This is a genomic window from Corticicoccus populi, from assembly GCF_042686195.1.
Classification (GTDB): domain Bacteria; phylum Bacillota; class Bacilli; order Staphylococcales; family Salinicoccaceae; genus Corticicoccus; species Corticicoccus populi.
The window spans coordinates 1,204,106-1,229,256 of sequence record NZ_JBHUOQ010000001.1; the positions used below are offsets into that span (position 1 = coordinate 1,204,106).

23 protein-coding genes are annotated in these 25,151 nt (G+C 41.1%); 5 read left to right on the forward strand and 18 right to left on the reverse strand.

Annotation, left to right across the window (positions count from 1 at the left end):
* Positions 1-7: 7 nt before the first annotated feature.
* From ACFSX4_RS06040 to ACFSX4_RS06050, 3 genes are all read right to left on the reverse strand, one after another.
* Positions 8-2,803, reverse strand: coding sequence for a glycosyltransferase (locus ACFSX4_RS06040; RefSeq protein ID WP_377772563.1), 2,796 nt, complete (start codon positions 2,801-2,803; stop codon positions 8-10).
* A gap of 24 nt (positions 2,804-2,827) precedes the next feature.
* On the reverse strand, positions 2,828-4,000 hold the full coding sequence (locus ACFSX4_RS06045; RefSeq protein WP_377772565.1) for a glycosyltransferase family 4 protein: 1,173 nt from the start codon (positions 3,998-4,000) through the stop codon (positions 2,828-2,830).
* A gap of 265 nt (positions 4,001-4,265) precedes the next feature.
* A complete protein-coding gene (locus ACFSX4_RS06050) occupies positions 4,266-5,435 on the reverse strand; it encodes a glycosyltransferase family 4 protein (protein ID WP_377772567.1) in 1,170 nt (389 codons plus the stop codon).
* 195 nt (positions 5,436-5,630) lie between these two features.
* Between ACFSX4_RS06050 and ACFSX4_RS06055 the strand changes: the two genes are divergently transcribed.
* On the forward strand, positions 5,631-6,959 hold the full coding sequence (locus ACFSX4_RS06055) for an LCP family protein (protein ID WP_377772569.1): 1,329 nt from the start codon (positions 5,631-5,633) through the stop codon (positions 6,957-6,959).
* Positions 6,960-7,048: 89 nt separating this feature from the next.
* Positions 7,049-7,486, forward strand: a complete 438-nt coding sequence (locus ACFSX4_RS06060; RefSeq protein WP_377772571.1) for a GNAT family N-acetyltransferase — start codon at positions 7,049-7,051, stop codon at positions 7,484-7,486.
* Between the two features lie 57 nt (positions 7,487-7,543).
* On the opposite strand, the gene ACFSX4_RS06065 is transcribed toward ACFSX4_RS06060, so the two are convergent.
* The 11 genes from ACFSX4_RS06065 to ACFSX4_RS06115 form a co-directional block, all read right to left on the reverse strand.
* On the reverse strand, positions 7,544-9,700 hold the full coding sequence (locus ACFSX4_RS06065) for a glycosyltransferase (RefSeq protein ID WP_377772573.1): 2,157 nt from the start codon (positions 9,698-9,700) through the stop codon (positions 7,544-7,546).
* 8 nt (positions 9,701-9,708) lie between these two features.
* The gene (locus ACFSX4_RS06070) at positions 9,709-9,921 is read right to left on the reverse strand and encodes a hypothetical protein (RefSeq protein ID WP_377772575.1); all 213 of its coding nucleotides are present in this window, start codon (positions 9,919-9,921) and stop codon (positions 9,709-9,711) included.
* 25 nt (positions 9,922-9,946) lie between these two features.
* Positions 9,947-10,855: an ABC transporter ATP-binding protein gene (locus tag ACFSX4_RS06075; RefSeq protein WP_377772577.1), complete on the reverse strand. Its 909-nt coding sequence runs from the start codon at positions 10,853-10,855 to the stop codon at positions 9,947-9,949.
* Positions 10,856-10,868: 13 nt separating this feature from the next.
* The gene (locus tag ACFSX4_RS06080) at positions 10,869-12,890 is read right to left on the reverse strand and encodes a hypothetical protein (protein ID WP_377772579.1); all 2,022 of its coding nucleotides are present in this window, start codon (positions 12,888-12,890) and stop codon (positions 10,869-10,871) included.
* Positions 12,891-13,517: a hypothetical protein gene (locus tag ACFSX4_RS06085; RefSeq protein ID WP_377772581.1), complete on the reverse strand. Its 627-nt coding sequence runs from the start codon at positions 13,515-13,517 to the stop codon at positions 12,891-12,893.
* A complete protein-coding gene (locus ACFSX4_RS06090) occupies positions 13,501-13,890 on the reverse strand; it encodes a hypothetical protein (protein WP_377772583.1) in 390 nt (129 codons plus the stop codon). The genes ACFSX4_RS06085 and ACFSX4_RS06090 overlap by 17 nt, the downstream gene beginning before the upstream one ends.
* Positions 13,883-15,025 (reverse strand): glycosyltransferase family 4 protein, encoded by a 1,143-nt coding sequence (locus ACFSX4_RS06095; RefSeq protein WP_377772585.1) that lies wholly within the window; start codon positions 15,023-15,025, stop codon positions 13,883-13,885. Before ACFSX4_RS06095 ends, ACFSX4_RS06090 begins: the two co-directional genes overlap by 8 nt.
* Before the next feature lie 12 nt (positions 15,026-15,037).
* On the reverse strand, positions 15,038-15,847 hold the full coding sequence (locus ACFSX4_RS06100; protein WP_377772587.1) for an ABC transporter permease: 810 nt from the start codon (positions 15,845-15,847) through the stop codon (positions 15,038-15,040).
* Between the two features lie 210 nt (positions 15,848-16,057).
* Positions 16,058-16,867 carry a hypothetical protein gene (locus ACFSX4_RS06105; RefSeq protein ID WP_377772589.1) on the reverse strand — a complete coding sequence of 270 codons (810 nt, stop codon included), beginning with the start codon at positions 16,865-16,867 and terminating at the stop codon, positions 16,058-16,060.
* A gap of 4 nt (positions 16,868-16,871) precedes the next feature.
* Positions 16,872-18,629 carry a hypothetical protein gene (locus ACFSX4_RS06110; protein ID WP_377772591.1) on the reverse strand — a complete coding sequence of 586 codons (1,758 nt, stop codon included), beginning with the start codon at positions 18,627-18,629 and terminating at the stop codon, positions 16,872-16,874.
* A 70-nt stretch (positions 18,630-18,699) separates the two neighbouring features.
* Complete coding sequence (locus ACFSX4_RS06115; RefSeq protein WP_377772593.1) at positions 18,700-19,188, reverse strand: competence protein ComK; 489 nt, start codon at positions 19,186-19,188, stop codon at positions 18,700-18,702.
* Positions 19,189-19,495: 307 nt separating this feature from the next.
* Here ACFSX4_RS06115 and ACFSX4_RS06120 point away from each other — a divergent pair, with 307 nt between their 5' ends.
* Positions 19,496-19,996 carry a sigma-70 family RNA polymerase sigma factor gene (locus ACFSX4_RS06120; RefSeq protein ID WP_377772595.1) on the forward strand — a complete coding sequence of 167 codons (501 nt, stop codon included), beginning with the start codon at positions 19,496-19,498 and terminating at the stop codon, positions 19,994-19,996.
* An 83-nt stretch (positions 19,997-20,079) separates the two neighbouring features.
* Positions 20,080-20,259, forward strand: coding sequence for a YkvS family protein (locus ACFSX4_RS06125; RefSeq protein WP_377772597.1), 180 nt, complete (start codon positions 20,080-20,082; stop codon positions 20,257-20,259).
* 54 nt (positions 20,260-20,313) lie between these two features.
* On the opposite strand, the gene ACFSX4_RS06130 is transcribed toward ACFSX4_RS06125, so the two are convergent.
* From ACFSX4_RS06130 to ACFSX4_RS06140, 3 genes are all read right to left on the reverse strand, one after another.
* The gene (locus ACFSX4_RS06130) at positions 20,314-20,913 is read right to left on the reverse strand and encodes a response regulator transcription factor (protein ID WP_377772599.1); all 600 of its coding nucleotides are present in this window, start codon (positions 20,911-20,913) and stop codon (positions 20,314-20,316) included.
* Positions 20,910-22,037 carry a sensor histidine kinase gene (locus ACFSX4_RS06135; RefSeq protein ID WP_377772601.1) on the reverse strand — a complete coding sequence of 376 codons (1,128 nt, stop codon included), beginning with the start codon at positions 22,035-22,037 and terminating at the stop codon, positions 20,910-20,912. The genes ACFSX4_RS06130 and ACFSX4_RS06135 overlap by 4 nt, the downstream gene beginning before the upstream one ends.
* Before the next feature lie 152 nt (positions 22,038-22,189).
* On the reverse strand, positions 22,190-23,215 hold the full coding sequence (locus ACFSX4_RS06140) for a fatty acid desaturase (RefSeq protein WP_377772603.1): 1,026 nt from the start codon (positions 23,213-23,215) through the stop codon (positions 22,190-22,192).
* A gap of 240 nt (positions 23,216-23,455) precedes the next feature.
* On the opposite strand from ACFSX4_RS06140, the gene proC reads away from it, so the two are divergent.
* The gene (gene proC, locus ACFSX4_RS06145) at positions 23,456-24,277 is read left to right on the forward strand and encodes a pyrroline-5-carboxylate reductase (RefSeq protein WP_377772605.1); all 822 of its coding nucleotides are present in this window, start codon (positions 23,456-23,458) and stop codon (positions 24,275-24,277) included.
* Positions 24,278-24,379: 102 nt separating this feature from the next.
* Here the strand turns inward: proC and ACFSX4_RS06150 are convergent, their stop codons facing one another.
* Complete coding sequence (locus ACFSX4_RS06150; RefSeq protein WP_377772607.1) at positions 24,380-24,730, reverse strand: hypothetical protein; 351 nt, start codon at positions 24,728-24,730, stop codon at positions 24,380-24,382.
* Positions 24,731-25,151: the final 421 nt, after the last annotated feature.

The window sequence follows — 25,151 nt, forward strand, 5'->3', positions numbered from 1 at the left end:
TTTTTTACTAATATTCACTTACTACATTTTGTATAATCACTTTCCAATCCCGTTCCTTTATCACCCAGTCGCGGGCGCTGGTGCCGAGGTTCTCCTGACTCGTGATATTCTGAATGGCTCTTTTCAATTCTTCTTTGTTATCCGCTTCAAAATACATTCCATTTACTCTGTCGATTACCATTTCTTTTAATGCACCGACATCACTAACAATGACTTTCTTCGCCATTGCCATGGCTTCGTATGTTTTAATTGGTGTCACCAGTTTACACACCAGATCATTGGTTCTTGCAAAAGGTGCAATATCAATGACTGAATAATATTTTGCTACCTCTTCATGAGGTATACGTCCTGTAAATATTACATCATTCTGCATATTTAACTCATCCACTAAATTCTGCAGCTGGCTTCTGTGCTGTCCGTCCCCGACAATGATAAATTTAAATTTTTTAGTTATTTCAGGATTTTGATTTAACTCATTCATTGCCTGAATCACAAGGTCAATACCTTCATAACTTGTGATTGAACCGATAAAGCCAAGCACATGATGGTTATCTAAATGATAACTCTGAATCAGTTCATTATCCAGCTCTTGTGGTGAAATACTTTCCGTGTCCACTCCATTCGGAATCACCGTGATTTTATCTTCATCCACACCGTGACCAATCAAGTATGTCTTTAAGGATTCACTGATACAAAATACTTGATCTGCGATGTTACAACAGTGAACTTCCTGCTGTTCCTGAAGATTAAAACGGGCAGAATCTAAAAATCCTGATATTTTTGAACTTGTCGTATGATGCCACATACCTCTGACCTCATAGATGGTCTTAATACCGAATTTCTTACCAAGCTTTAAAGCAGGCAGTGCATTTTGAAAATTCGATGCAGCATGGATGATACCTGGTTTTTCTTTATCAAGGATTGCCTTAATTTCTTCAGCATATGCATCCAAATATTCAAGAATAGGTGTTTTATTAGTTAAATATTTTTCTGATTTATCAATATAATATGTTTGAATATCATTGATATTTTCCTTTGGAATGTCGTAATTTTCATGAACCGGGGACCAGCCGAGACGTGTCGTGATTACCGGTGTATAGCCGTTTTCTTTTACACGTTTCACAATCTCATTTGACCGGATTGTATATCCATTGACGACAGGGAGTGCCTTGTTTAATACAAACAATACTTTCTTCTTATCCGTACCTGAAGAATCGTACTCCAGTGCAGAATTGACTTCCCAGTTATTTTTATAAAAGTCATACTCCTGCTTCGCCATTGGAAACTCACCCGGAAATATACGTGCCGGATGATATTTTTTCATCAATTCAAGACACTCAAAACGATCTGTGACATTTCCGAGTGTATGATGTGCACGAATCAGCCCTCTTAACACATCTGCATTCTTAGGCTTAATCTCATATGCTTTTTTGATTTCAGAGAGTGATTTTTGAAAATCTTTCGTATTAAACAAAAACTTAGCCAGTTGAATGTGAATTTTCAACTGCTTGTCTTTTGATTTATACTTAATCAGCTTTTTAACTTTATCAGTCTGTCCTGTAATATAGTATTGTTTCGCTAAAACTACGGTATGGGACATTTTAACAGCATTATTTTCTAGATAACTCATAATTCTTTCCGGAAGCACCTGCTTACCATCTATACTATGAAGCTGCTTTATCACCATAGAGTACACACGTTTCTGCTGTTTTCCGCTATATGACTGATAAACAAACTGATCAATCTCTGATTTAAATACTGTTTCTGTAAACAAGCCGGCATTATAAAATACAGGCTCCAATTTTCGTTCGGCGCTGAATAATTTCTTAAACGCTTTATCTGTCAGTCTGATTTTCCCTTCAATCATCAGCCTCCTGATTGTGAAAATATGCTGATGGTTTAAGAGCGTATGCTCAAGACCTTTAGTAACGTTATCTATTATCTGTTTTGAAGGCTGGTTAATATACAGCTGGTTCAAAGTATTTTGAAGCTGGATTGCCTCATCAGATTCATCTTCAAAGTTGAAGTGCAGTTTATATACTGCAGCAGGATCCACATACTGCAGCAGATCACTGTTTGAGTTAATGTAAGGAACAAACGCATTATTCAGTATTTCCTCTGCCTCAGACTTATCAAAATACTGATTAATCAATAATACATAACCAAGTCCCTGCATTTGTTCTGATTGTTCATCTATGTATGTCTTGTAATGAATTAAATTGTCTGTCTCAAAATCATCCAGCTCTAGAACTCTTGTTTTGTACTGAGTCCAGGTGTACTTATAAAAAATATTGTTTTTTGCATCTTCATACGCATTATAAAGATTCTCGTTCGCTGCCTGACTCTCTTTAAGAATACGGTCTGCTTCTTCAAACATATTTTGAGTTAGAAAATATTTTAAAATGGTCTGCTGCTGCTTGTCTGTCAAATCCTTTAATACGTCATGCCCCTGTCTTGAAACATCCACAATATCTTTCATACGTTTTAAATCATAAAGAAGCCGCACTTTAAAACCTAAAATTTCAGGATTATTATCATTTTCAATTAATTCATATGCTCTCTTATAATTTTTTTCATGACGATGGACCAGTGCTTTTAAATATGCCTTATACTCATTGTCCACATTCACCCGTTCGATAATTTCAAATAAGGCCGCATGTTCTGCCCCTCTAACATATAAACTGATACCGGGTTCTTTACTTCCCGTTTTCATCGATAAGCTTTTTTTGAAAAAGCCACGTGCAAAAGTGGGCATATTTAATTTGAATGAGGTGTATGATAATACACTGTACAGATAGTTCATCGTCATTCTCCTATGTAATCATAATCATTTTAAAAAATCTGTTAAGGACTGAATATTGTTTTCCCAGACAAATTGTCTTCTTGCTAGTTTTCTCGCATTAGTCCTAAGTCTCAGTTCAAGGTCCTTATCATTCCGAATAATATTAATCATATTATAGATTTCTTCAGGCGTGGACCGTTCTTTAGAAAACCCGACATTATTTCCGTTAATCAGTATTTTAGAGTAGCCACCGAGATTCGATACCACCGGCACACCGGAACCTACCGCATCAATGACTTTTCCGGGAAGTACTTTTAAGAATACATCATTTTCTTTCAGTAGAGACAATGCCACATTATGGTCCCTGATCATCTCGAGACACTCTTCACGGTTTCTCTCTTCATAAAAAGTAACATACTTCATATTTTTGGATTCAATATAAGCCTGCAGTCTGTGGGCATTATATCCATACCCGACAATATTGAATGTCACCTTTTCCTGCTCTAACTTATTAATGATATCTTTTAGCTGCTCATAACTCTGTGCAAATCCAATGTTTCCGGTGTAGATTACTTTAAAATCACTTTCAATATCCTTAAACTGCAGTTCTTCCTCTAAAAATGAATTCGGCAGATATAAAATCTCTTTAGATTCTGTATGATTCAATATATGCTTTCTGAATTCTTCGTTGTTAATCACAATTTTATCCGCCAGAAGATAAATCATTTTCTCAAGAATTTTTAATACCGGAAACATCATATTAATATCAATCTTTTCAATTGCTTTAACACTGTCCGGCCATAAATCGCGGACTTCAAGCACTTTCTGAACACCTTTTACTTTCTTCTGGAAAAGTGTTGCCCATGGAAGAAAAATATTTGGCGAAGTCACATACACCACGTCATATTCTTTTTGATGCTTATTCACGTACAACCAAACTTTATACGCAAGTTCTATGTAATATAACACTCTCATCTTAAGTGACTGTCCCTGCTTGTCCATCCGCATTTTCAGTCTTTGAATGTCTGATGATTTGTCAATTTCAGGCTCATTCCAATATTTTTTATCTTTATATAAATTATGATTCGGATAAGACGGTTCAGTCGTGAGAACCGTCACATCATGCGTCTTTGACAACTGCATATATAAATTTTTTAATCGATTTGCTCCTGAACCAATTTCAGGATAGAAATTTTGTGTCACCAGTAAAATTTTCATAATATCTCCCTAACAATACAAAAATTAAGACCTACCCTGATATGGTAATCTCTCGTTGTGTGTAAGTTTTTAATTCAACTTAGTTAAAAGAATCAATTTACACATTCGCAACATATAATGCTAACATAACTCAAAGATAAATTATATACTTCAAAAAATATAAAACGTATTCAGATAATTATACTATAGTTTCAATTATACATTTTTATCATAATGCTTTAATTATAGTACTTTTCGGAAACCATGAAAACGGTTATCTTTATATTTAATCAAATAGTTTCCTATATAATGAAGTTAGTTTCCCCTTCTCTACCTGCCAGTTATACTTTTCTTTTGCGGTCTTTGTATTTTCTTTATAACGGTTTCTTAAACGTTCATCATCAACCAATTGCTGAATGGCTGTTTTTAGCTGCTCTGTGTTTCCTGCTTCTACTGTCATACCCACCGACTCGCCGTCAATCACTGCTTCAATCTCAGGAAGCTTTGATCCGATGACCGGGACATGTGCCATTAAGTACTCAAACAGTTTGTTGGATGACGCAGAGTAGTGATTGAAATTGGTATTCTCTAAAAACTGGATTCCGATATCCGCTGCTTTTGTATACTCCCGCAACATTTTATACGGTACACGTTCAATGAAAATCACCTTATCTTCAATGCCGATTGTCTGATGATATTGAATCAGGTTCTCTCTTTCTTTTCCGTCACCAATCATGACAAGGACTGCCCTTTCAATCTCTTTAAACGCGTCCAGAAGCTTAAACAGTCCGCGCCCTTCCTGCATGCCGCCCTGATACAATACGACCGTCTCACTGTCTTTAATACCATGGGTCTTTCTTACCGGATATTCTGACACATCTTCAATATCGTACTTCTCTGAATAATTATGGACAGACAATGGCCTCACACCATATAAATCTTCGTGATATGCTGCGCGGGTTTCATTCTCAACAATTACTTCATCCACAAATCGTAGTAAAAATTTCTCGACTTTGTATATCTTCTGAAACGCGTAATGGGTTCTTGATGTCTGCACTTCATGAGAATCATATATCAGCGGTTTCCTGTTAAGTCGGAGCTTCGCACACGCAATGCCCTGTATCAAAGTATTTAAATCATGGGCATGATAAATATCTGCATTCTGTTTTCTGCCTAGTAAAATCATCTTCACCATAAGAAGTGCATTCGGAATATGTTTATTAAAAACAGATGACTTTAATTTCTTCTGCATCTTCTCCGGCAGTTCGAGCTTATAAATCCGGTTCACATAAACATTTTCTAAAACTTTTTCAGATGATTTCAACTGTTTTTCCGTACGTTCTTTTTTCGCATTGATTGTGACTTCATAACCCGCTTCAGAAAGCGCACGCGCTTCTCTTAACACCCTCGCATCGTTGACAAAATTATTCCATACAAACATCGATATTTTTTTCATCATCCACACCCTGTTTAAATTCTCATTAGTTTTTACTTGTGATTTTATCATATCTTATATAATATTATAGGCTAGTCACTTGAGACACATTAAAATTTTGATTTCAATCACAGTCATAAAACATTATAATGAAATATGAATGTTCTGTCATTATTCATAAATGACGGGACGATTATAAAAGAAGGGTTTTTATTCATGAAAAAAATAATCATTTCAATAATTGTAATTCTAGCAGTCGTCTTAGTCGGTGTCGGCATCTATATCTTCAATCTGTTCAATGCATTTGAACAGGGTGTCTCCGACTCATACCAGTCAACAGACCGTGAGCGCTCGGAACTCCGCGAAGATGACGGGGATGAATCACCCGACAGCTTTACTATTCTGATTCTCGGTATTGACGAAAGTGAATCACGCAGCGAGAGTGATAAATTTGAAGAGAATGACTTCAGAACAGATACGATGATTTTAGCGACCTTCAACAAAGATGAGAATGAAGTGAAGCTCGTCAGTATCCCGCGTGATACACTCTCTTATTTCCCGGAAGAGAATTATTTTGACAAAATTACGCACGCCCATCGAATTAACGGGCCGGACTCTTCTATCTCGGCAGTTGAGTCACTCCTTAATGTACCGGTCGATTATTATGCCAGAGTCAATATGAACGCTCTAGTCGATGTCGTCGATACACTTGACGGTGTAAACTTTGATGTTCCTTTTGATATGGATGAGCCGGACTCCACAGACGACGGACGCACCGTACTTGAAGCAGGAGAACAGGAGTTAAACGGTGAAGAAGCACTTGCGGTTGTCAGAAGCCGTAAAGTGGATACCGATCTCGGCCGCGGAAACCGTCAGCTCGAAATGGTTGAAGCTATCTTGGAGAAAGCAAAATCCACAGGTGCATTAACTCAGATTGATGATTTAATCAGTGTCGTTGCGGGTAATTCCAGGCATAACCTTGAATCGGAAACTGTACGCAGTCTCGCAACATACTATGCATTCAACACTGTAGAATTTAACAATGTTCAGCTCCGCGGAACTGATTACTGGAATCCAGGAAACGGCGCCTATTTCTATATGGCAGACCCTGAGCATCTGTACGCGATATCACAGACTATCAGAGAATCTCTCGGAATGGATGCACCGGATCCGAATGATTTGATCAATATCAGATTGTCCGATTATATTGTCCCTTATGAATATCTGGATGATTACATGCTGAATGAATATGAACCTGAAGTCACACCTTACTTCCTGGAAGACGGATATGAAAACCAATACGGCGACGGCTTTGATGTTCCTGAAGCACAGGAAGCTGAGGGCGACCCGGATATTGAAGGTGAAGACGGATATATTCCTGAAGAAGGCACAGAGGAAGAAGGTGCCGGTGACGGGATGGATCAGGGCTATGATGAGAGTTACGATGAGAGCTATGACAACGGAGAAGGCACTAACGAAGACTATTACAATGATGCCGGAGAATATTACGATGACGGCACAGCAAGTGACGAAAGTTACTATTAATCCCTTTCATGGATAACAGATTTAAACCGCGTCTCAGTCAAATTGACTGGGACGTTTATTCTTAAACATTCTTATATGAGGTGAAGATGATGAAAAATATTCAGGTAAAAGTTGCGGAGTCAGATGCTTTATATCAACAGTGTCTCAGCATCCGATTCACAGTGTTTGTAGAGGAACAGAACGTTCCGAGAGAAATTGAAGTCGACCGTTATGAAAACACCTGCGTCCATTTTCTGTTGACGGATGATGCGGACACTCCGCTTGGTACGGTCCGATACCGCACGATAGACGATGAACTGATTAAAGTGGAACGTATGGCTGTTTTAAAAGAAGCCCGCGGTCACGGCTACGGCTATGATTTGATGAATGCCGTCCACGAACACGCTCGTGCTGCAGGATACAAAAAAGCCAAGCTCGGCGGACAGGTTCAGGCGATTCCGTTTTATGAAAAACTCGGCTATGTTGTGGACAGTGATATCTTTGATGATGCAGGCATTCCGCATAAATATATGGTAAAAGATTTGTAAAATAAATCCCCTCACGGACTGTGAGGGGACACGTGACTGTACCGGATGCCGGTGCAGTCATTTTTTCATTTCGCTGATTTTCTGCAGGTTTTCATAAATGCCGTTTTGGTCATTCAGCTGGTTGCCAAAAATATCACCGGATGTCCACCTGCTGATCATTTCAAGAATGCTCCCTGGTTCATACTGGATCCAGATTGGTGTCCCGGAACCGAGACAGTCACTGAACTTAGACGGCAGATACGGGTTATCAGTATGAAATTCTTTCGTATGGGCATCATTGATTAACAGGCAGTCAAAATCTTTCAGCGCATTCAGAAACTCAAAATATCTTAAATATGAGTGTACTTCAATGGTGTCAACGTAGCCGTCTGCGTATACCCTGCTTTTGGCTTTCTTGATATCACTCGTGAATATATATAGCTTGATATTTAAGTTTTTCTTCTCAATCATTTTCGCAATATCCATAATTTCTTCAACATTTCTTGTCTCATAAAAATTGCCGAAGTAGCCGATATTGATCGTATCCGGATTTAAATCAACATAGTGCTTTTGATAATGATAGTAGTCCGGCGGCAGTACCGGATGCATTTTAATCACTGATTTCTGACGGACCATATTTTTAAATACATCATCAAAACGCTCAATCATGGACTCCATCTGAATTTCATTGGTAAACACCAGCTCATCCGCGAAAATAAATGGAATCACTTCCGTCATATTGAAGAGATTGTCATCCAGATACTGATGATATGCTTCCGGGGTTTTCTTTTTGACGACGCTCACTTCCTTATTGGTATAGTAGGAAGTATTACGGACGGTATTTTTAATGTCTTTATACAGCGGGTCGGAAAATTCCGCAATCCAGCGGATGGTACGCACACTTTTCAGTATTTCAAATGCGAGCACATGAGATGCCGGCCATAAGGCTCTTGAATATATTTCTTCATACTTTGACAGTGTCAAATTCTCAAGTGATTTCTCAACAAACATCCGGATGTACTCTTTATTCGAAAATGAAGACGGGGTATTGATTTCAAACTGTTTCCCAATAAAAGGCGCTGCGATGCGTTCCAGTGTCAAATCAAGTTCCCGGACCGCATACATATTATTATGGATGACATCACACGGTCTGTGGTCTTCACGAATCCGCTTTGCGAGTACTGTCCCGCTCGTATCTGCATACGGCGGAAAACAGTAACTGATATACAGTCTTTTCTCAAGATCCTCATTCATCCGTTCAAACGGAAAATACTCTTCAGTGAGGTGGACGACCTGACTGATGACTTTCGGATATTCATGCGGATGTGCTTTTAAATAGCGGTTCATGAAGCCTGCCTGAGCACGCATTCTGTCAATAATGAGTGTCCGGATCTCTCTGCTGTCTTCAAGTTTCAGTATATCCTGGAGATGTGTGAGCACGTTCAAACGGTCAGTAATATTAAACTGATAGCTTGAAACTGCACGGGACAACGACCCTGCCACAATATACCGGTAGTACACTGAACTTTTTGGATTGACTTTAACGACCGGCTTATGTTCAGACACAAGCTTCATATAGAGCACCACATCTTCTCCGTTCTGTAAGCCCTCATCAAACAGTGTCTCTTTTAGCATCATTGACGGAATGATTTTTGCCCCGTTCAAGGATAAATTTTTCACAACATGAAAATAGCCCTCAGGATAGGTCGGTGACTTCAGTATTTCCTTTGAAATATGATTCGCACCGCCGTCGCTCCTGCCGTTCTTCACATCATATATTTTGTTCAGCAGAATGGAATAAGGTTCCGCCTCCTGAAGAGAGTGCTCCAAATAGTGGTCAGACAGTGTATCATCCGCATCGAGGAATGCTGTATATTGAAATCGGGACGCTTCAATCCCCATGTTTCTTGCGCGTGCGACCCCTTTATCTGAATATAAGACAGTATAGTTTTTCTTTTTTTCTATAGTTTTGAATATCTCTTCAGAAGCTTCAAACTCGCCGTTAAACACGACAATGACCTCAAATAACTCTGCATCCAGTGTCTGCCGCTCAATACATTGAATCAGGCGCCGCATGAAGTCCTCACCGCGGTGGACGGGAATAATCAGACTGATGCCGTGTGCGAGTGACGCCGTCTGTACCACCGGTGCCGCCTCTTCTTTTACTCCGGAGGTAATATACTGTTTCAGCGATTCAATTTCCTGAATTCTTCTTCGAATATTAATCTCAGACATTATGTCCCCTACTTCCGAATCATCTTTTTCGCTTTAAGTGCCGCCCGAATCGGCAGAAAGCCTTTATATTTGTTCAGTTCGCGGTTCAGTCTGGCGTTATCATTTTTCAACGCAGACATCTCCTGATCGATAATTTTAAACTCCTTCAGGATACGCTGTTCCCGCTCCAGACTGTCGAGTGCGATTCTCTTCAGTTCTTCATAACTTATTTTTTCACTCATCTGTGTCACTCCTCAGTGTTCACTTTTAAAAATGGCCGATAATCTGCATGTAAAGAGCGATACCGAGGACAATCGATACACCGCCGAGCAGCACGCCGTTCCATGCACCAAACGTCTGGTCATCGTGGATGTAGTCAAATGCTTCCACCCGCTGCCTTGAAAGCATTTCTTTTTTGTAACGCTTTTGGATGTGTTTCGGCTTCATATTATAGCCCCTTACAAAACGGGCATACATCCCGACAACCGGTATACAGTTCCCGAAATCACGGACTTCCCCGTAATGAAGCCACAGTGCCTTGTTGCACATCTTCTGAATCTGCTCGATAGAGTGACTGACGAAAAAGATTGTCTTCCCTGCCTCACGGAATGCCTCAATGCGCTTAATACATTTATTCGTAAATGTATCATCTCCGACCGACAATGCCTCATCTATAACCAGAACATCCGGATCTGTATGCACCGCAATTGAAAAACCGAGTCTCGACTGCATGCCGCTCGAATATGATTTAATCGGCTGATTCATGAAATCTTCAAGTTCGCTGAATTCAACAATCGCATCATACCGTTCTGCGATTTCTTTTTCGCTCAGGCCGTGCATTAAACATTTCATATGAATATTTTCAGAACCGGTCAGTTCCATATTGAGACCTGCTGAAATAGCAATTAACGATGCATTGCCGTTTACTTCAATCGTGCCCGCTGACGGTGAGGATACACCGCCGAGAAGGTTCGACAATGTTGATTTTCCGGAGCCGTTCAAGCCGACAATTCCGACAGAATCCCCTGCCTGAACATCAAATGACACATCTTTTAATGCCTGATAGTATTCAGTTTTTTTATTCTTCAGCGGAAGTATCATATTCCAAAGTTTCTTGTTGTTCTTAGTCGTATTAAATACTTTGGATACATTTTTCACGCGTACTTTATATGTCATATCTCTCACCCTGTTATTTCACGCATTCAATATTTGATGCGCGGTAAAGTGGTTTTTTTAGTATTTCAGAAAGTGTACGGAACGTTTTACTGTATAAATGGTAATCATGCTGTCTTGTAATATATGTCCCCGTCTGTTCAATACTGTCGAGCGTACTGCCTGCCTCTGTAAATGCCCATGTCAGGCTGCCGCTTTGTTTATAGTCACTGTACTTTGACGGAATATAAGGATTATGTGCTTTAATCCCTTTTGTTTCAGCATCAAAAATCATTAAAATATCCATCCGTCGGGTTAAGTTTAAACACTCAAAATATGTTACAAACGGATTGATTTTAAAGTAATGTTTAAAATCACTGTTGCTGTACTGCTGGTGGACACCGGATTTCAAATTCGTAAATACATGAATCATAAAATTATTAATCCCGCTCTCATATAGATACTTTGCGGCAAGTTCCAGCTGTCTGAAGCCTCTCGTATCATAAAAATTACCGAAATACGCGAGATGAATGGTTTCATTATCAAGCGGATAGAGTGATTGCTCCATTGTATACATGTCAGCTGACGGTGACGGGTGACTGGAGATTCGTGCGCGCTGTCTGACTGAACTTTGAATATCTTCATCGAAGCGTTCGAGCATATCTTCAAGCTGAAAGTGATTGGTGAAAATCAGTTCGTCCGCATATAAAAACGGAAGCAGCTCGCAGATATTAAAGACATTATCATCAATTAAATGATGATACCTGTCATCGACGGCGGCTTTTAAGCTGTTGATATAATCGCCATCATCAATCGGCGCATATCTTAAATCACCTTTCACATCTTTATGAAGGGGATCTGAAAACTCCGCCACCCAGTGAATATTACTGTCTTTCTTAATCTGAAAGCCGAGAAAATGTGAATGCGGGAACATTGCCCTTGAATACACTGTCTGATACTTATCACGAAACATTAAATACTGTTCCAACCCGTCATCCATATAACGTTCAATACTGTACCAGCTGCTGAAAGCCTGCGGCCCGTCAAGTACCAGCTGCGTATCGAGGACAGTGTCTGTGATGCTCAAAAGTTTCTCATCTCTTGTCCGAATCCGGCTCATATTATTTGAAATCACATCCGACACTTCTCCTTCTGAATGCATCCTTTTAGCCATCACATTGCCGCTCGTATCATTATACGGCGGGAAACAGTAGGCAAGAACGAGTTTTGACGCGCTGCCTTTGTTTAATGTGACAGTGTCCGGCTTCACACCGGCCGCTTCAAGACGGTTAATCACCGCTTCTCTCGTCATGTCCTTTCGGTCAATCTGATTTTTCAGGAAGAGTGTATGTTTCATCTTAAAATATTTTAAGAGCTTGAGCACTTCACTATTCCGCTTGAGCGAAAGACGGTCGAGTTCAGAAAGAATCGTGTAAGTGTCTTCTTCTGCTGCCGCATTCTGAAAAGGAATTTCTTTTTCTGTGTCATCCCTTTCATATACCATTTCAATGCCGTTTTTAAACAGTTTGACCTCGGATACAGAAATCACGCTGAGGCGGTCAAGGTAACGGTCCGTTTCAATATTCGACTGATAAACATGCCTGAACATCCGGCAGGACGGCAGCAGCACATGGTTCGAAATCACTTTATCCATGTCACTGACTGTCAGATTGTCTGTTTTAAAAGTATGATAAAAATAATCATATATCTTCTCATCCACCGTCTTCGGAGACTTTATTTTAATGAGGACAATGTCATCAAACCCAAAGCTGAAGTCATCATTCAAATGAAGTGTTTCACTCCCTGAAAGAACAATATAATGCGAGTACTTCACATACATTTTTGCCTGCTCAATCGTCCCAAGGACAGTTGTCCTCTCCTTGTAGTGACGGATGATTTCTTCATTATCCGATACGATAATATGCTGGACATCTGTCCGGGTAATAATCTCTGTATCCATCCGGTCCGTATACTGGATGACAGAAACCCCTTTGGAATGACGCGGAATATTGATATTAGGACTGATATCTGATTGATTCATTCTGTAATCCATATTCATCTACTGTCTCCCTCTCCGTTTCCAGTATGCCATCTGAAGTCTGCCGAGTTTCGAATTACGCAGATGATTAAGTCGGGTCAACGCCTGCTTATATTTCTCCATGAGTGCCACGTAACGTTCCGAATGATCCATCTCTTCAGATGACGCGAGAAGTGCCTGAAGGCGTTCATTCTCACGTTTCAGATGTTCTGTTTCAAGGCTTGAACCACTGTCTTTTTCCAATGCATTTCCGAGTATTTCAGCTTCCATTGTCCGCTTCTTGTTTTGAATGTTGATCTGCATCACTTTAAATACGTCATAAATATCCGGGTTTTCTTCAGAACCGAGTTTCAGTATAAAATGGGTATCCGAAACATCAATATCCGACACACGCTTCAAGGATTTCAAAGCCTCGTTATCACAGGATTCATGCCTTATGATTACTTTGATTTCAGTACAGGCAGGCGGTATACTGTCAGACACACCATGAAGTGTATCCGCGTCTGTCACATCAATTAAAAATGACTCTGTCATCTTTAATACACGTGCTGTATCTTCTTTCAGCTTTTCAGCATCTGAACCTGAAAGCTTCAGCACATATTCTGTTTGTCCGGATTCAAAATCAGTCGATTCAATCAGTTTTGTCATCAGCATTCACCCTCGTGTACTTCACATTTTTCTTCACTGCTACAGTACCCGCTTCACTGTCATTCTCCCGGACAAAGCCCTGAATGGTATACTTGCCGCTCTCCACATCGAAATGAAATGTATTTGACCGCTGATACGGCAGTTTAATGGTTTCACTTTTCCCCGAGCGGTCGATTAAATATGCCGCATACGTCATGCCGCTGCCCGCAGCATCAATCACTACAGTCAGGTTTCCTTCTGTTTCTGTGTGAATGTCATGAATTTTAAGCTTCGGCGACGCATTGTTCACCAGTACGCTTGTTTCCTCCATGATATGTTCAATATGTGCTTCTAAATCTTTATACGCCCGCTTCCAGTCTACCTGTTCAGTCACCTGTAATCACCTCAATCTCTTTATCAATCACAGCTTTAACGCCTGCTTTTTTCCGAATAAAGTCCGCTGCTTTTTTGGACATCTTTAAAAAAGTTTTCGGGTGCTGATATAATGCATCAAAATACTGCACCATCTCATCAACATGGTCACGTTCTGCAAGGTATCCTGTCCCTTCCGGCACAAATTCCGGAATACCGCCGATAGCATTTGACACAGGCACAAGTCCTGACGCCATGGCTTCACCGATGGACACACCTTGAGAATCATGACGCGACGGACATAGAAATACACCATGATTTTTGTGGATTTCAGAAATATCCGACTGCGCCACAAAGCCTTTATGAAGATGTACGTTATTAAAGCGTTTCAAAGGTGCCGTCACCTCATCAAATAACGGACCGTCACCATATAAATTAAAGGTCAGTTCCTTAAAGTATTTTTTACGGCTTAACTGCTCAATCACTGCCGCTGTAATATCATTCGCATAGTTTTTTGACACATACGGCCGGATGCTGCATATCTTTTTCACATCCGCTGCCGTTTTTTTACGATACGGAAATAAACGCTCATCCACAATGTTCGGTATGATCGCATACCGCCTTGGCACAATCTCTGTATACGGATCAACATACAGTGATTTAAATGCCTCCGATACATAGATAAATGAAATATCATATTCATCCGATGTCATAATATCCTGTAAAAATACTTTCTGAGGCTGATACACAGTATCACGACGCTCAAGCTGGGCATCGAGCTGTTTAATATCACCGAGGAAGTTATAATAACGTCTGTGCCATGCCTCTGCTTCAAAGCCGTGCAGCCAGACCACAATCCTCGGACGTTTGTCCTGCGGCATGGTTTTTATTCCGTAAAACATTTTCGGGTTCACAAAGTGAAACATCACAGTGTTGTATTCGTGTGTGTGTAAATGTGATGCGATTTCGTGTGTATCCATATATTTAATCCGGACGCCGTCATAATATTTGTCTTTCAGGACGCGTGTTGTGATGACGACCACGGTAATGTCGAGTCCGCGTTCTGCGTATGCTTTTACGCGCCGGTGCAGAAATGCGTTTGCGTACAGTTTTTCCGCGGTCGGGTATGCGTTTGATATGAGTAGGTATTTCTGCATGAGACCATTCCTTTATAAATAATCGATTAATTTATATCTAAATTTCATATGCAGGTAGCTGCCGACCATCATCAAGAATAGTGTCACCATCCAGAAATACAGGTGGTCGACATCATCGCCGTAGAAAAAGCCGTCCCCGTATATTAATGCGTTACGGTAGGTCTGGACTAAATAAGCAAACGGATTTAAATCCGAAATCAGCTGCAGGAAGCCGCCGCGCTCACCTGCCTGCCAGAAAATCGGTGTCAGGAAAAATCCCATTCTGATTAAGTTCTGCAGAATATTTCTGAAATCCCTGACGAGTATGATCAGCGTACTCATCACCAGCGTAATCGCAAATATCAGCGAAAATGAGGCGATGAGGAAATAAATCAGCCCGAGAAAATATACCGGATTTGTGTACTGGTTGATAAGCGAAACCGCCGCAATAATCAATGTCATAAAACCGAGATTGATCAGGCTGTTCATGTATGAAATCGACAGCAGTATGCTTGACGGAAAACGCATCTTCGTCACCAGACCGAGCTGGGCATGAATCGCATTTGAACCGACATTAATGGCCTGGGAGATGAAGAGCCACGGGAAGAGCCCGGATATTAAATAGATGATAAACGGGATTTCCGCATCCGGTGCCGTCGCCCCTCTGAGACCGAGGCCGAATATCATGTAGTAAATCGCAGCCTGCATAAACGGCTGTAAGATATTCCAGAATACACCTAAATAGTGGTTCGAATATTCACTTTTAATATTATATAAAGACAGCTTCCATATGAGATGGATATTCCGCCACTGTTCCTGTAATAAATTCCAGACATGATTCATGAGATTCCCTCTAAACTAATATGCCAAGGCATATTTTCTTATATCACTTCTATTATAATATGATACGATTCCAGTGTCATTGAAGAACTTTGTAAATATTGTAAAGACAGGGGCTGTGCAGATTTGAAAAAGGCTCACAACCCATCCCCCTTCAGCTGATGCATTAAGACAAAATAAAATACCCCAATAACCATTGAGGTATTTCTGTCTTTATTCTGCCGGGTCCGGGATAATTTCTTCGAGTGAACGGCGGTCGAGGCGGCCGACGGTGGTTTTACCGTTCATCTCAATATATGCGGGGAACATCTCATAATCTCCCGCAACTTTCTGCCCGGCTTTTTGATATGTGCCGATAATGACAATGACCCTATGAAGCAGGGTTGAAATTTCCATGAGCAGATCCTGATCGAGCGACGCCCCGTTCAGATGAATCAATGGATTACGGCGTTCTGTTTTCGGCAGTGTCACGCTTCTTATCCATGTCAGTTCGTCATGTGACAGTTCATCACGTGTTTTCAGCTCAATATGTAAAAACGGCGCACGGCCTCGGGATTCAAGTGCGCTGTCAAACTGATGTCTGAAATGAAAAAATTCGAGCCCGTGGTTTTCTTTCCTTACTAAAAACTGGGCATGCTCCTGCTGGATGTAGCATACGGCACCGTCCTCTATATGATGTATATTTTCCGGTTTACAGTACTGTGCGGCTGTTTCAAGAAACAGAGAATAATCCAGCAGCGGGCGGGCTCCTCGACTGTTTTCACTGTTCATTAATGTAACTTTTAAACTGTCGGACAGGAAACGGCAACCGGGGTACGTTCTAATGATTTCATGTACCTTCTGCCGGTGAAGGCTGTTGTAGGACAGACTGCCGAGCTCCAGCTGATACACCTGCTGCTCGAGTACATGCCCTTTCATAATGAAATCATCAAACAGCCGGCCGATGGTTAATTGTTCATCAATATTGATGTTTTCAATGACTGCCGCCCTGCCCGCTTCCTCAATCTTCACCCTGACTTTCATACACTCATCCTTCCTTCTCAAGTTCGACTAAATTTCTCAAAATATCCACTCTCAGCTTCACGAGTTCACTGTCTTCATAAAATGATCGGACTTTTATATCTTTCAACTGACTGCTTTCTGCTTCAGGCATCGGCTCAATGATAAACCTCAGGAAAGTCACTGCATAATCTTCTTTCGCATTGGTCGCCTGATACGGCACGTGAAAGTCTGTGACGTGATTGTTATAAAATGCTTCACGTTCAAATGTTGATTTTTCGGAGTTTTCGAGCCAGTCCTCCCCGTACTGTGTCCAGAAGCGGTCAACATAATCCGACATGACTGTATCATCTTTCACACAATTTAAATCTGTACCGGCTCCGCACTCTTGATCAAAATCATCAAAAGGCAGTGAATATATATGACCGAATTCATGAATCAGTGTCCGGTACTCTGACGCACGGTTTTGATTATCACGGATGTCCACCGCAAGTGTCGTACTGTCGTCCATAATCTCAACATATGCCAGTACATTCCCCTCACCGTCCGAGAATAAACGGAATGTATCAAGATCACTTAAATATTCTTCCGGAAAAATCCGGGAGAAGCGTTCCCATATTTCTTCAAAAGATTCTTTTGATCCGACAGGGAGCGGATTCTCCTCATCCGCTTCCCCAAGGTTCAGTGACGCATCAATTTCATAGTCAATATAGTTCGTCCGTGTCCGGTTCTCGATAAACATGTGCGGTTCATCCATAATATCAATATATTCTTCAAGCTCGCTCAAATACGCATCACCGAGCGCCCGGCACTCCCCGACCGTACTGCATTCATCTGATTCTACAGGCATGCTGTCATCAACCATTGTCTCATACACATCCCTGCTGCTGAAATAATCAAATAGATATAACACAGACAGCACGATGCCTGTAATGATCATTCCTGCCGCGACCAGCTGGAGAATAAACATCCATAGTCTTTTTACAGGCGGCTTCGGTTTCCTTTGATGCCGTATCACTTTGGACGTCTCAATCAGCCCCGCTTTATGCAGTTCATCTTTAATCAGTGTTAAATATTCATGATACACCGGCAGTCCGCCCCGGTGGTCACGATTAATATTCATGTGGCCTTCTGATTTGAATGCCGATTCATCTGATGACGCTCGTCTTTTATATGTAAAGGATTCTTCAGAAAGCAGGTGCCCGTCTGCCGAACCGTCTTCAGACACAGATATATCTTCATCCGTGCGACGTACCTCACTGTTCATAGAGACGGTTCCGTTTTCGGGTTCTCTTTCTTCAACCGGAAGTGAAATCACTGTTGTACCGTGATACACGACAGGCGGCGGATATTCATTCGCGGTGACGACAATGGTTTCAATACCATGTTCAAAAGCATACCTGCTGAGCTTACGGAAATCACGCTCTGAAATGTCCGTTGTGATGACAAAACAATCAAACGACTGATACTTCGTGCTGTCCGTCACACTTCCTGACATCTCAAATACATTCGATCCCGGTATTAAATCTTTACCGCTCATTCTCCCGTACGGACTCGAGATTTTCGCAGCATCGTTCGGCTGCACCCAGTGGTTACGAATCATCTTCTGATAGCTTTTTGTGATCCGCTCTTCTTCAGTGCTGAAATTTGTATGGAGGTGGACCTCGTGGTGTGAATGCGACGCAATTAAAGTCGACAGCATCGCACCGCCCGACAGACGCATTGATGAAGGATCCGCCTGATCAGTGATATTAAGATATGTACCGCCGCACACTAAAACCTTCATCAAAACACCTCCTTTCCCCCATTATGCTGGACATTTTTATGAAATAAAAGCCCCGCGCCCTGATTCAGAATCATACTGTGATATAAATCGGCTGTTCTTTAATTTTAATCGACCGGTCCAGGACGCGGAGGGTTTTATCATACTGTTTTTCGCAGAATTTAAAATCCGCTTCAATATCAATGGTCGTCATATCATTAAAATGAATACGTGTCGGTAGAGAAGCGATCCCGCTTCTTGAAAATTGAAGCATACTGCATAAATTGAGCCAGAACGGATTCTTGTTTTTTGATACAGAAAGCGGGAACATCACAAACTGGCATCGTTCATCCATGACAATCGGACCCATTCTGTGTATATCATGCCTGACTTTTAAATGATCCCGCCTCGCTTTTACGCTCGTCCCGTATTTATAAAGCAGGAGGTGATTCACAACAGACTCACTTGGAATTTTGGAATCATAAAAAGCAGCCGGATAATGAATCCTGCATAAATGTTCAGGATCCTTAATCGGTTCAATGTATTTTACATCCGGTATAAGTAAATGATAATTGTTCGGCAATATGATTCTCCTCGTGTAATCAGTTTTTTAATTTTTTTAAATCCAAAACGGGATGATATGAACCCACCGCATAATTCCGCTTATTCCCGCTCTAATACTAAAAAGCAAATCGTCTTAACATGAACATTATATACTAAAATCTCATTTTAAACACAATATTTTAACAATTATGTTATTTTTGTTAACTTTATGTAAAATAAAGCATTAATTATACTTGTTAAGTCGTTATATTTTATGAATATTCTTTTATATAGTCTGTTTATCCGGAAATAACTGATTTATCGATAAATCCTTAGGACAATGAACATTGAATAACACTGTTAACGAACGAGAACTCAACAGACTCATTACAGATTACGAACCCATGATTATGAGCATTATTAAACGCCTGAATATTTTATATGATATTGAAGACTACATGCAGATCGGCCGTTCTGCAGTTCATCAGGCAGTGACGGCCTACAAAAAGGATGCAGCAAACGGTGCCGCACTCCCGCAGTTTGTCTATACACGGGTGTACCAGCGGATGATTGACGAAATCCGCAAAACCAGCAGGTATACATCCAATGTCGACGTTACGGAAGATCTCGATGAGGGCATTGGTTTTTTATTCTCAAACACAGACAATCATATTGCACTGATCATTCATGACATGAAAAAACACTTAAACACACGTGAAGCTGCATGGTTCGAATTGATGCTTGACGGGTATAGTACAGCAGAGATTTCGCTCGTACTCGGTGTCAGCATGTCGACGGTTAAAAACATTCGAAAATCGGCAAGAAATAAAATAAAATCTCAACTATAGATTAATTTTACACTTTAAAACTGGTTACAATTTATGAAAATTATTGTATAATGTGTGGCAATGATTGTTTGGAGGTTGGTCTTATGGAAGAAGCGAAAGTTGGCAGTATTGTAGAATTTGACGGAATGAAGGGGAAAGTTGAGAAAGTCAACGAGAACTCTGTCATTGTCGACATCACGATGAATGAAAACTTCGATGAGCACGAAATGTTTGAAAAAACAGTGGTAAACCACAAACGTTATAAGATTATTCAGGAAGCGTAATACACCTGGATTTTTTATACTGACTGAGATGTATTCATATACATCTCAGTTTTTTTATTTCAGCCAGCCTTTTTCTTTAACAGTAGTAATGGCTTCTATCCGGTTTTTAGCGCCGAGTTTATCAAGGATAATCGATACATAATTTCTGATGGTACCTCCTGAGAGCCCGAGAATCTTCGCCGTGTCTTTAGTAGTCAAACCGTCTGCCAGGTGCTGCATGATTTCTATCTCACGGCGGGTTAACGGATTATCCATTTCAAAGGCAATATCAATTAATTCCGGTGAGAACACGCGCTCTCCTTTAATGACGCGTCGGATGGAAGCTGCGAGTGTTTCACTCGGGGTATCTTTTAATAAATAGCCTCTGACACCCGCTTCTTTCGCGCGCTGAAAATAGCCAGGACGCATAAAGGTGGTCAGTATCATCACTTTGGCATCCCCGCCTTTTAACGCTTCTGCCGCATCAAGTCCTGTCATCACCGGCATTTCAATATCCATCAGACAGACATCCGGCGATAATGTTTCAACCATTTCAAGCATTTCTTTCCCGTTCGATGCTTTACCGATGACCGTCATGTCCGCCTCCATATCAAGAAGTGCCCCGAGGGCGCCGAGCAGGAGGGTCTGATCTTCTGCAATTACTATTTTAATCATTGTATCTCTCCTATCTGCTTCAGAACTTTTGGAATCGTAATGTTCACTTCAAATCCCTCTATCGTTTTTATCGTATCCATTTCACCGTTGATGAATGACAGGCGTTCCTTCATGCCGTCGAGCCCGTTGCCGTATCCATATTCGAGTCCGCTGTTCTTCCCGTTATCTGTTACCTTTAAATGAAAATCTTTCTCCGTCTCAACAAGCTGCATCATGCATTCAGTGGCGCCGCTGTGCTTGACGACGTTATTCACCGCTTCTTTCAGGCACATGCTGAGCACATTTTCGATAAGAGCGGGAAGACGGCTGATGTCTGCTTCAATAATCAGTTCTTTACGGATATCTGCAGCTTTTAAAAGCTGCTGGATATGATTCAGTTCCTCATGAATCGTAATCTTTTTCATATCACTGACCATTTCACGGACTTCTTTTAATGCAAGCCTTGAAGACTGCTCAATATCATGGAGTTCTTTTTTGGCAGCTTCCGGATCTTTATCCATCAGTTTCCTGGATAATTCACTTTTCAAACCGATAACTGACAGCTTCTGACCGAGCGTATCATGAAGGTCCCTTGCGATACGGTGGCGTTCTTCGATAATTGCGAGCTCCGCAATTTTCTGATTGGCATCATCAAGCTGCACCTCAAGTGCCTCCTGACGGATGCGGTTTCTGATATTAATCGGAATCAGTATTACGCCGAGTATCGTCATAATTAAAAACGGCAGATATCCGAGAAACAGTTCAAAGTTGTTGAAAAATCCTAGTGTCACAGCACCTGTTGTCGTCACCAGGTGAATGACATACATCGTAATGAAACCAGATCTGCTTTTAATATGACCGACATAAAAAGCGATAAACAATGAAAAATACACATAACCGTACAGTACGGACATGACAATATTCATCACAAACTGGAGACTTAAGCCGATATAAATCCGCACTCCATGTGTCCGGTAAGACATCCAGAACACCGCAAAGAACAACATTGTGACAACGATACCGACCGCAATCTCCCACGTTGTGTTGGAACGGAATATAAAGTAAAACGGTAAAATACAGAACAACAGCCATATGTATAAATTAAGCCCTGTATTTCTTGCGAAGATATAGTACCATTCCTTCACTCTGGTCACGTCCTTTCTTAATTTATATTCTATCATTTTCTGTGAAATTCCGTATCAATACTGTATCCCTGTTATATTTTAAGGACCGCATGAAATCCGGTATTATAAAAACCCGCTGCAGCTGAATCATTCAGCCGGAACGGGTTCGAAATTTAGCCGAGTGTCGGACGCTGTGTTCTGTTTTCAAGATAGCGTCTCATCTCTTTGAAACTGATGAATGTTTTCTGTTCTTCATCATACAGTCTGAATTTTAAGGACTCCAGGCTGGTCTTTAATGTGATGGTCGTTGCCTTATGAAGCGGCGGCGTGTTCTCATGTGCTTTTTCAAGATGATAGTTCGGCACTCTCGGTGCGAGGTGATGCACATGGTGATAACCGATACTTCCTGTCACCCACTCAAGCCACTTCGGCAGTTTGTAGTAGGAGCTGCCGTCTACTGCCGCCTTTACGAAATCCCACTCTGATTCGTTTTCAAAGTATGAGTCTTCGAATTGATGCTGGACATAAAACAACCAGATACCTGCGATGCCGGCAATATAAATAATCGGAAGCTGTACCAGCAGAATCACGTGCCAGCCGAGTGTAAAGCCGATGAACAGATAAACAGCAACGAGAATCACATTGATTAAGTAAGTGTTCAGACGTTCTTTTTTCTTCGGTTTTCTTCTGTTGAAACGATTCACGCCTAAAAACAACTGGAAGGGTCCGAGTCCGAACATGACAATCGGATTTCTGTACAGCCTGTACTGCAGACGTTTCCACTTCCCTGCTGCCTCATATTCTTTTACCGTCATTACCCAGATATCACCGATACCCCGCTTATCCAAATTACCGCTTGTCGCGTGGTGGATGGAATGGTCTTTCTTCCACTTTTCATAAGCGAAGTGTGTAATCACACCTGTAAATGTACCAATAAAGTCATTTAGCTTTTTATTCTTAAAAAACGATCCGTGGGCACAGTCATGAAAAATGATAAACGACCGGATCATAAAGCCTGATGCGAGTATGCTGAACGGCAGGCTCAGCCAAAATGAGATGCTGAGTGTCTGCCAGGCGAGCACCCATAATATAAAAAACGGCAGTATTGTATTTAATAGTTGGATGATGCTTGTTTTTGTCTGTGATTTTGCGTAGGGCACGACTGCTTTTCTCAGTGCGGCCTGTTTTTCTTTTGTCATTTCAATTCCTCTTCTCCTGATACTGTAGCACTTTATCATGAGTATGAAGTAAATTCGACTGTATAGATAGACCCATGTGTCAGGTGTTCGATATGACAAATGTCATGTTAAAAATATCAATAATGTTAAAAGTGATATTTAGTGTTTTTTGTTAGTTAAAATATACTTAATTTTCTAATAATACTGTGTATAATGGAAAGAAGTCTTTTATTATTAATACGTTGGATTGGAGGCAGACTGATGGATAAAACTATCGCACTTTTCGGGGCCGGCAATGTGGCTGAGGCACTGATATCAGGAATTACACGGAGCCGTATCATACCACCGGAGCGTCTTTTGGTGACGAACCGGAAAAATAAGGCGCGTCTTAATTATATTGAGGATAAATACGGTGTCCGCTGCACCCATGAGGCAGAACAGATGCTTGTTGAAGCGGATATTTTAATACTTGCGATGAAGCCATATGATGCTTCTGAATATCTCGAGTGGCTGAAACACCATGTAACACCGGGACATTTGATTATTTCTGTCATCGCCGGTTTGTCGATTGAACAGATTGAATCCTCCCTCGGCGGTGAAGTAAAAGTCATCCGCTCCATGCCGAATACATCTGCACTTGTCGGTGAGTCCGCGACCGGCATGGCCCGGGGAACTCATGTTTCAGATGACGATTTACTGCTCGCAGAGACACTGCTTGAAACACTCGGTCTCGTGAAAATCGTAAAGGAAAAAGACCTTCATATGATTACCGCGATTGCCGGATCCGGACCGGCATTTTTCTACTATATGATTGAAGCAATGGAGGAAGTCGCGGTTGAGTCAGGAGTCGACCCTGCTGCTGCGACGGAACTACTGACACAGACTTTAATCGGTGCCGGTAAAATGCTTAAGTCATCAGGTGAAACACCGGAGCAGCTCCGCATCAATATCACGAGTCCTGCAGGCGTCACTGATGTCGGTTTAAAGCAGCTTGAATCCGATGATTTCAAGAAAATTTTAAGAACAGGCATCCGTCGTGCCCGCGACCGTTCGATTGAAATTTCCGAAGAACTTGATGAGTAAGGTGTGTTGGGGAGTGTTATCTAAATGAAAATATTTGAGAAGCTGTCATTACTGAATGGCAGCTTTTTATAATGATTGCTTCATTTTAGTAGAGGGTGGGTTTTATTCCTCATCCTTACCCTCTGTCTTATTCATTTCATTCAATAATTTTTGATAATCGTTTTTAAGTATATAAATACTGACCTTGCTTACTGCACCCTTGGATTTATAAAAACTGACCAGATTGTATTTCGTACCGGTCGAACCGAGCATACCGAGAATAAAATCCATCGCTTTAAAGCAATCCGGATCAATACCGGCATCAAAAGAATTCGATATATCGATGCTGATGATGTCCTCAAAATCTTCGTCTGTCATATCACTTTCTGAATACCTCACCTTTTGATGATGAATATTGTTGACTCTGCAGAATGTCCTGACAGCATCTTTAAAATAATTTTCTTCAAAGTACATTGAAAGTCCTCCCTTTTTATAAATATCATACTACGAACAGGAATTTTAGGCGGATGTCGCGTTTATGAAGGGATTGGGACGCGACAGATTGTTGGATTGGCGGTCAGCTGTGGCATTTTCTCCTGAAATATGACACAGCTTTAGGTGTTTCTGGTGACCTGTAGCGCTCAGCGATACAGATTACATCATTTAAAGATTCTGTCCCGTTTACGGGGTTGAAACGACACAGATTGTTGAATTCCCAGCAGGCTGTGTCGTTACGCCCTGAAATACGACACAGCTTTAGGTGTTTCTGGTGATCTGTAGCGCTCAGCGATACAGATTACATCATTTAAAGATTCTGTCGCGTTTACGGGGTTGAAACGACACAGATTGTTGGATTGCCGGATGGCTGTGGCGTTTCCTCTTGAAATATGACACA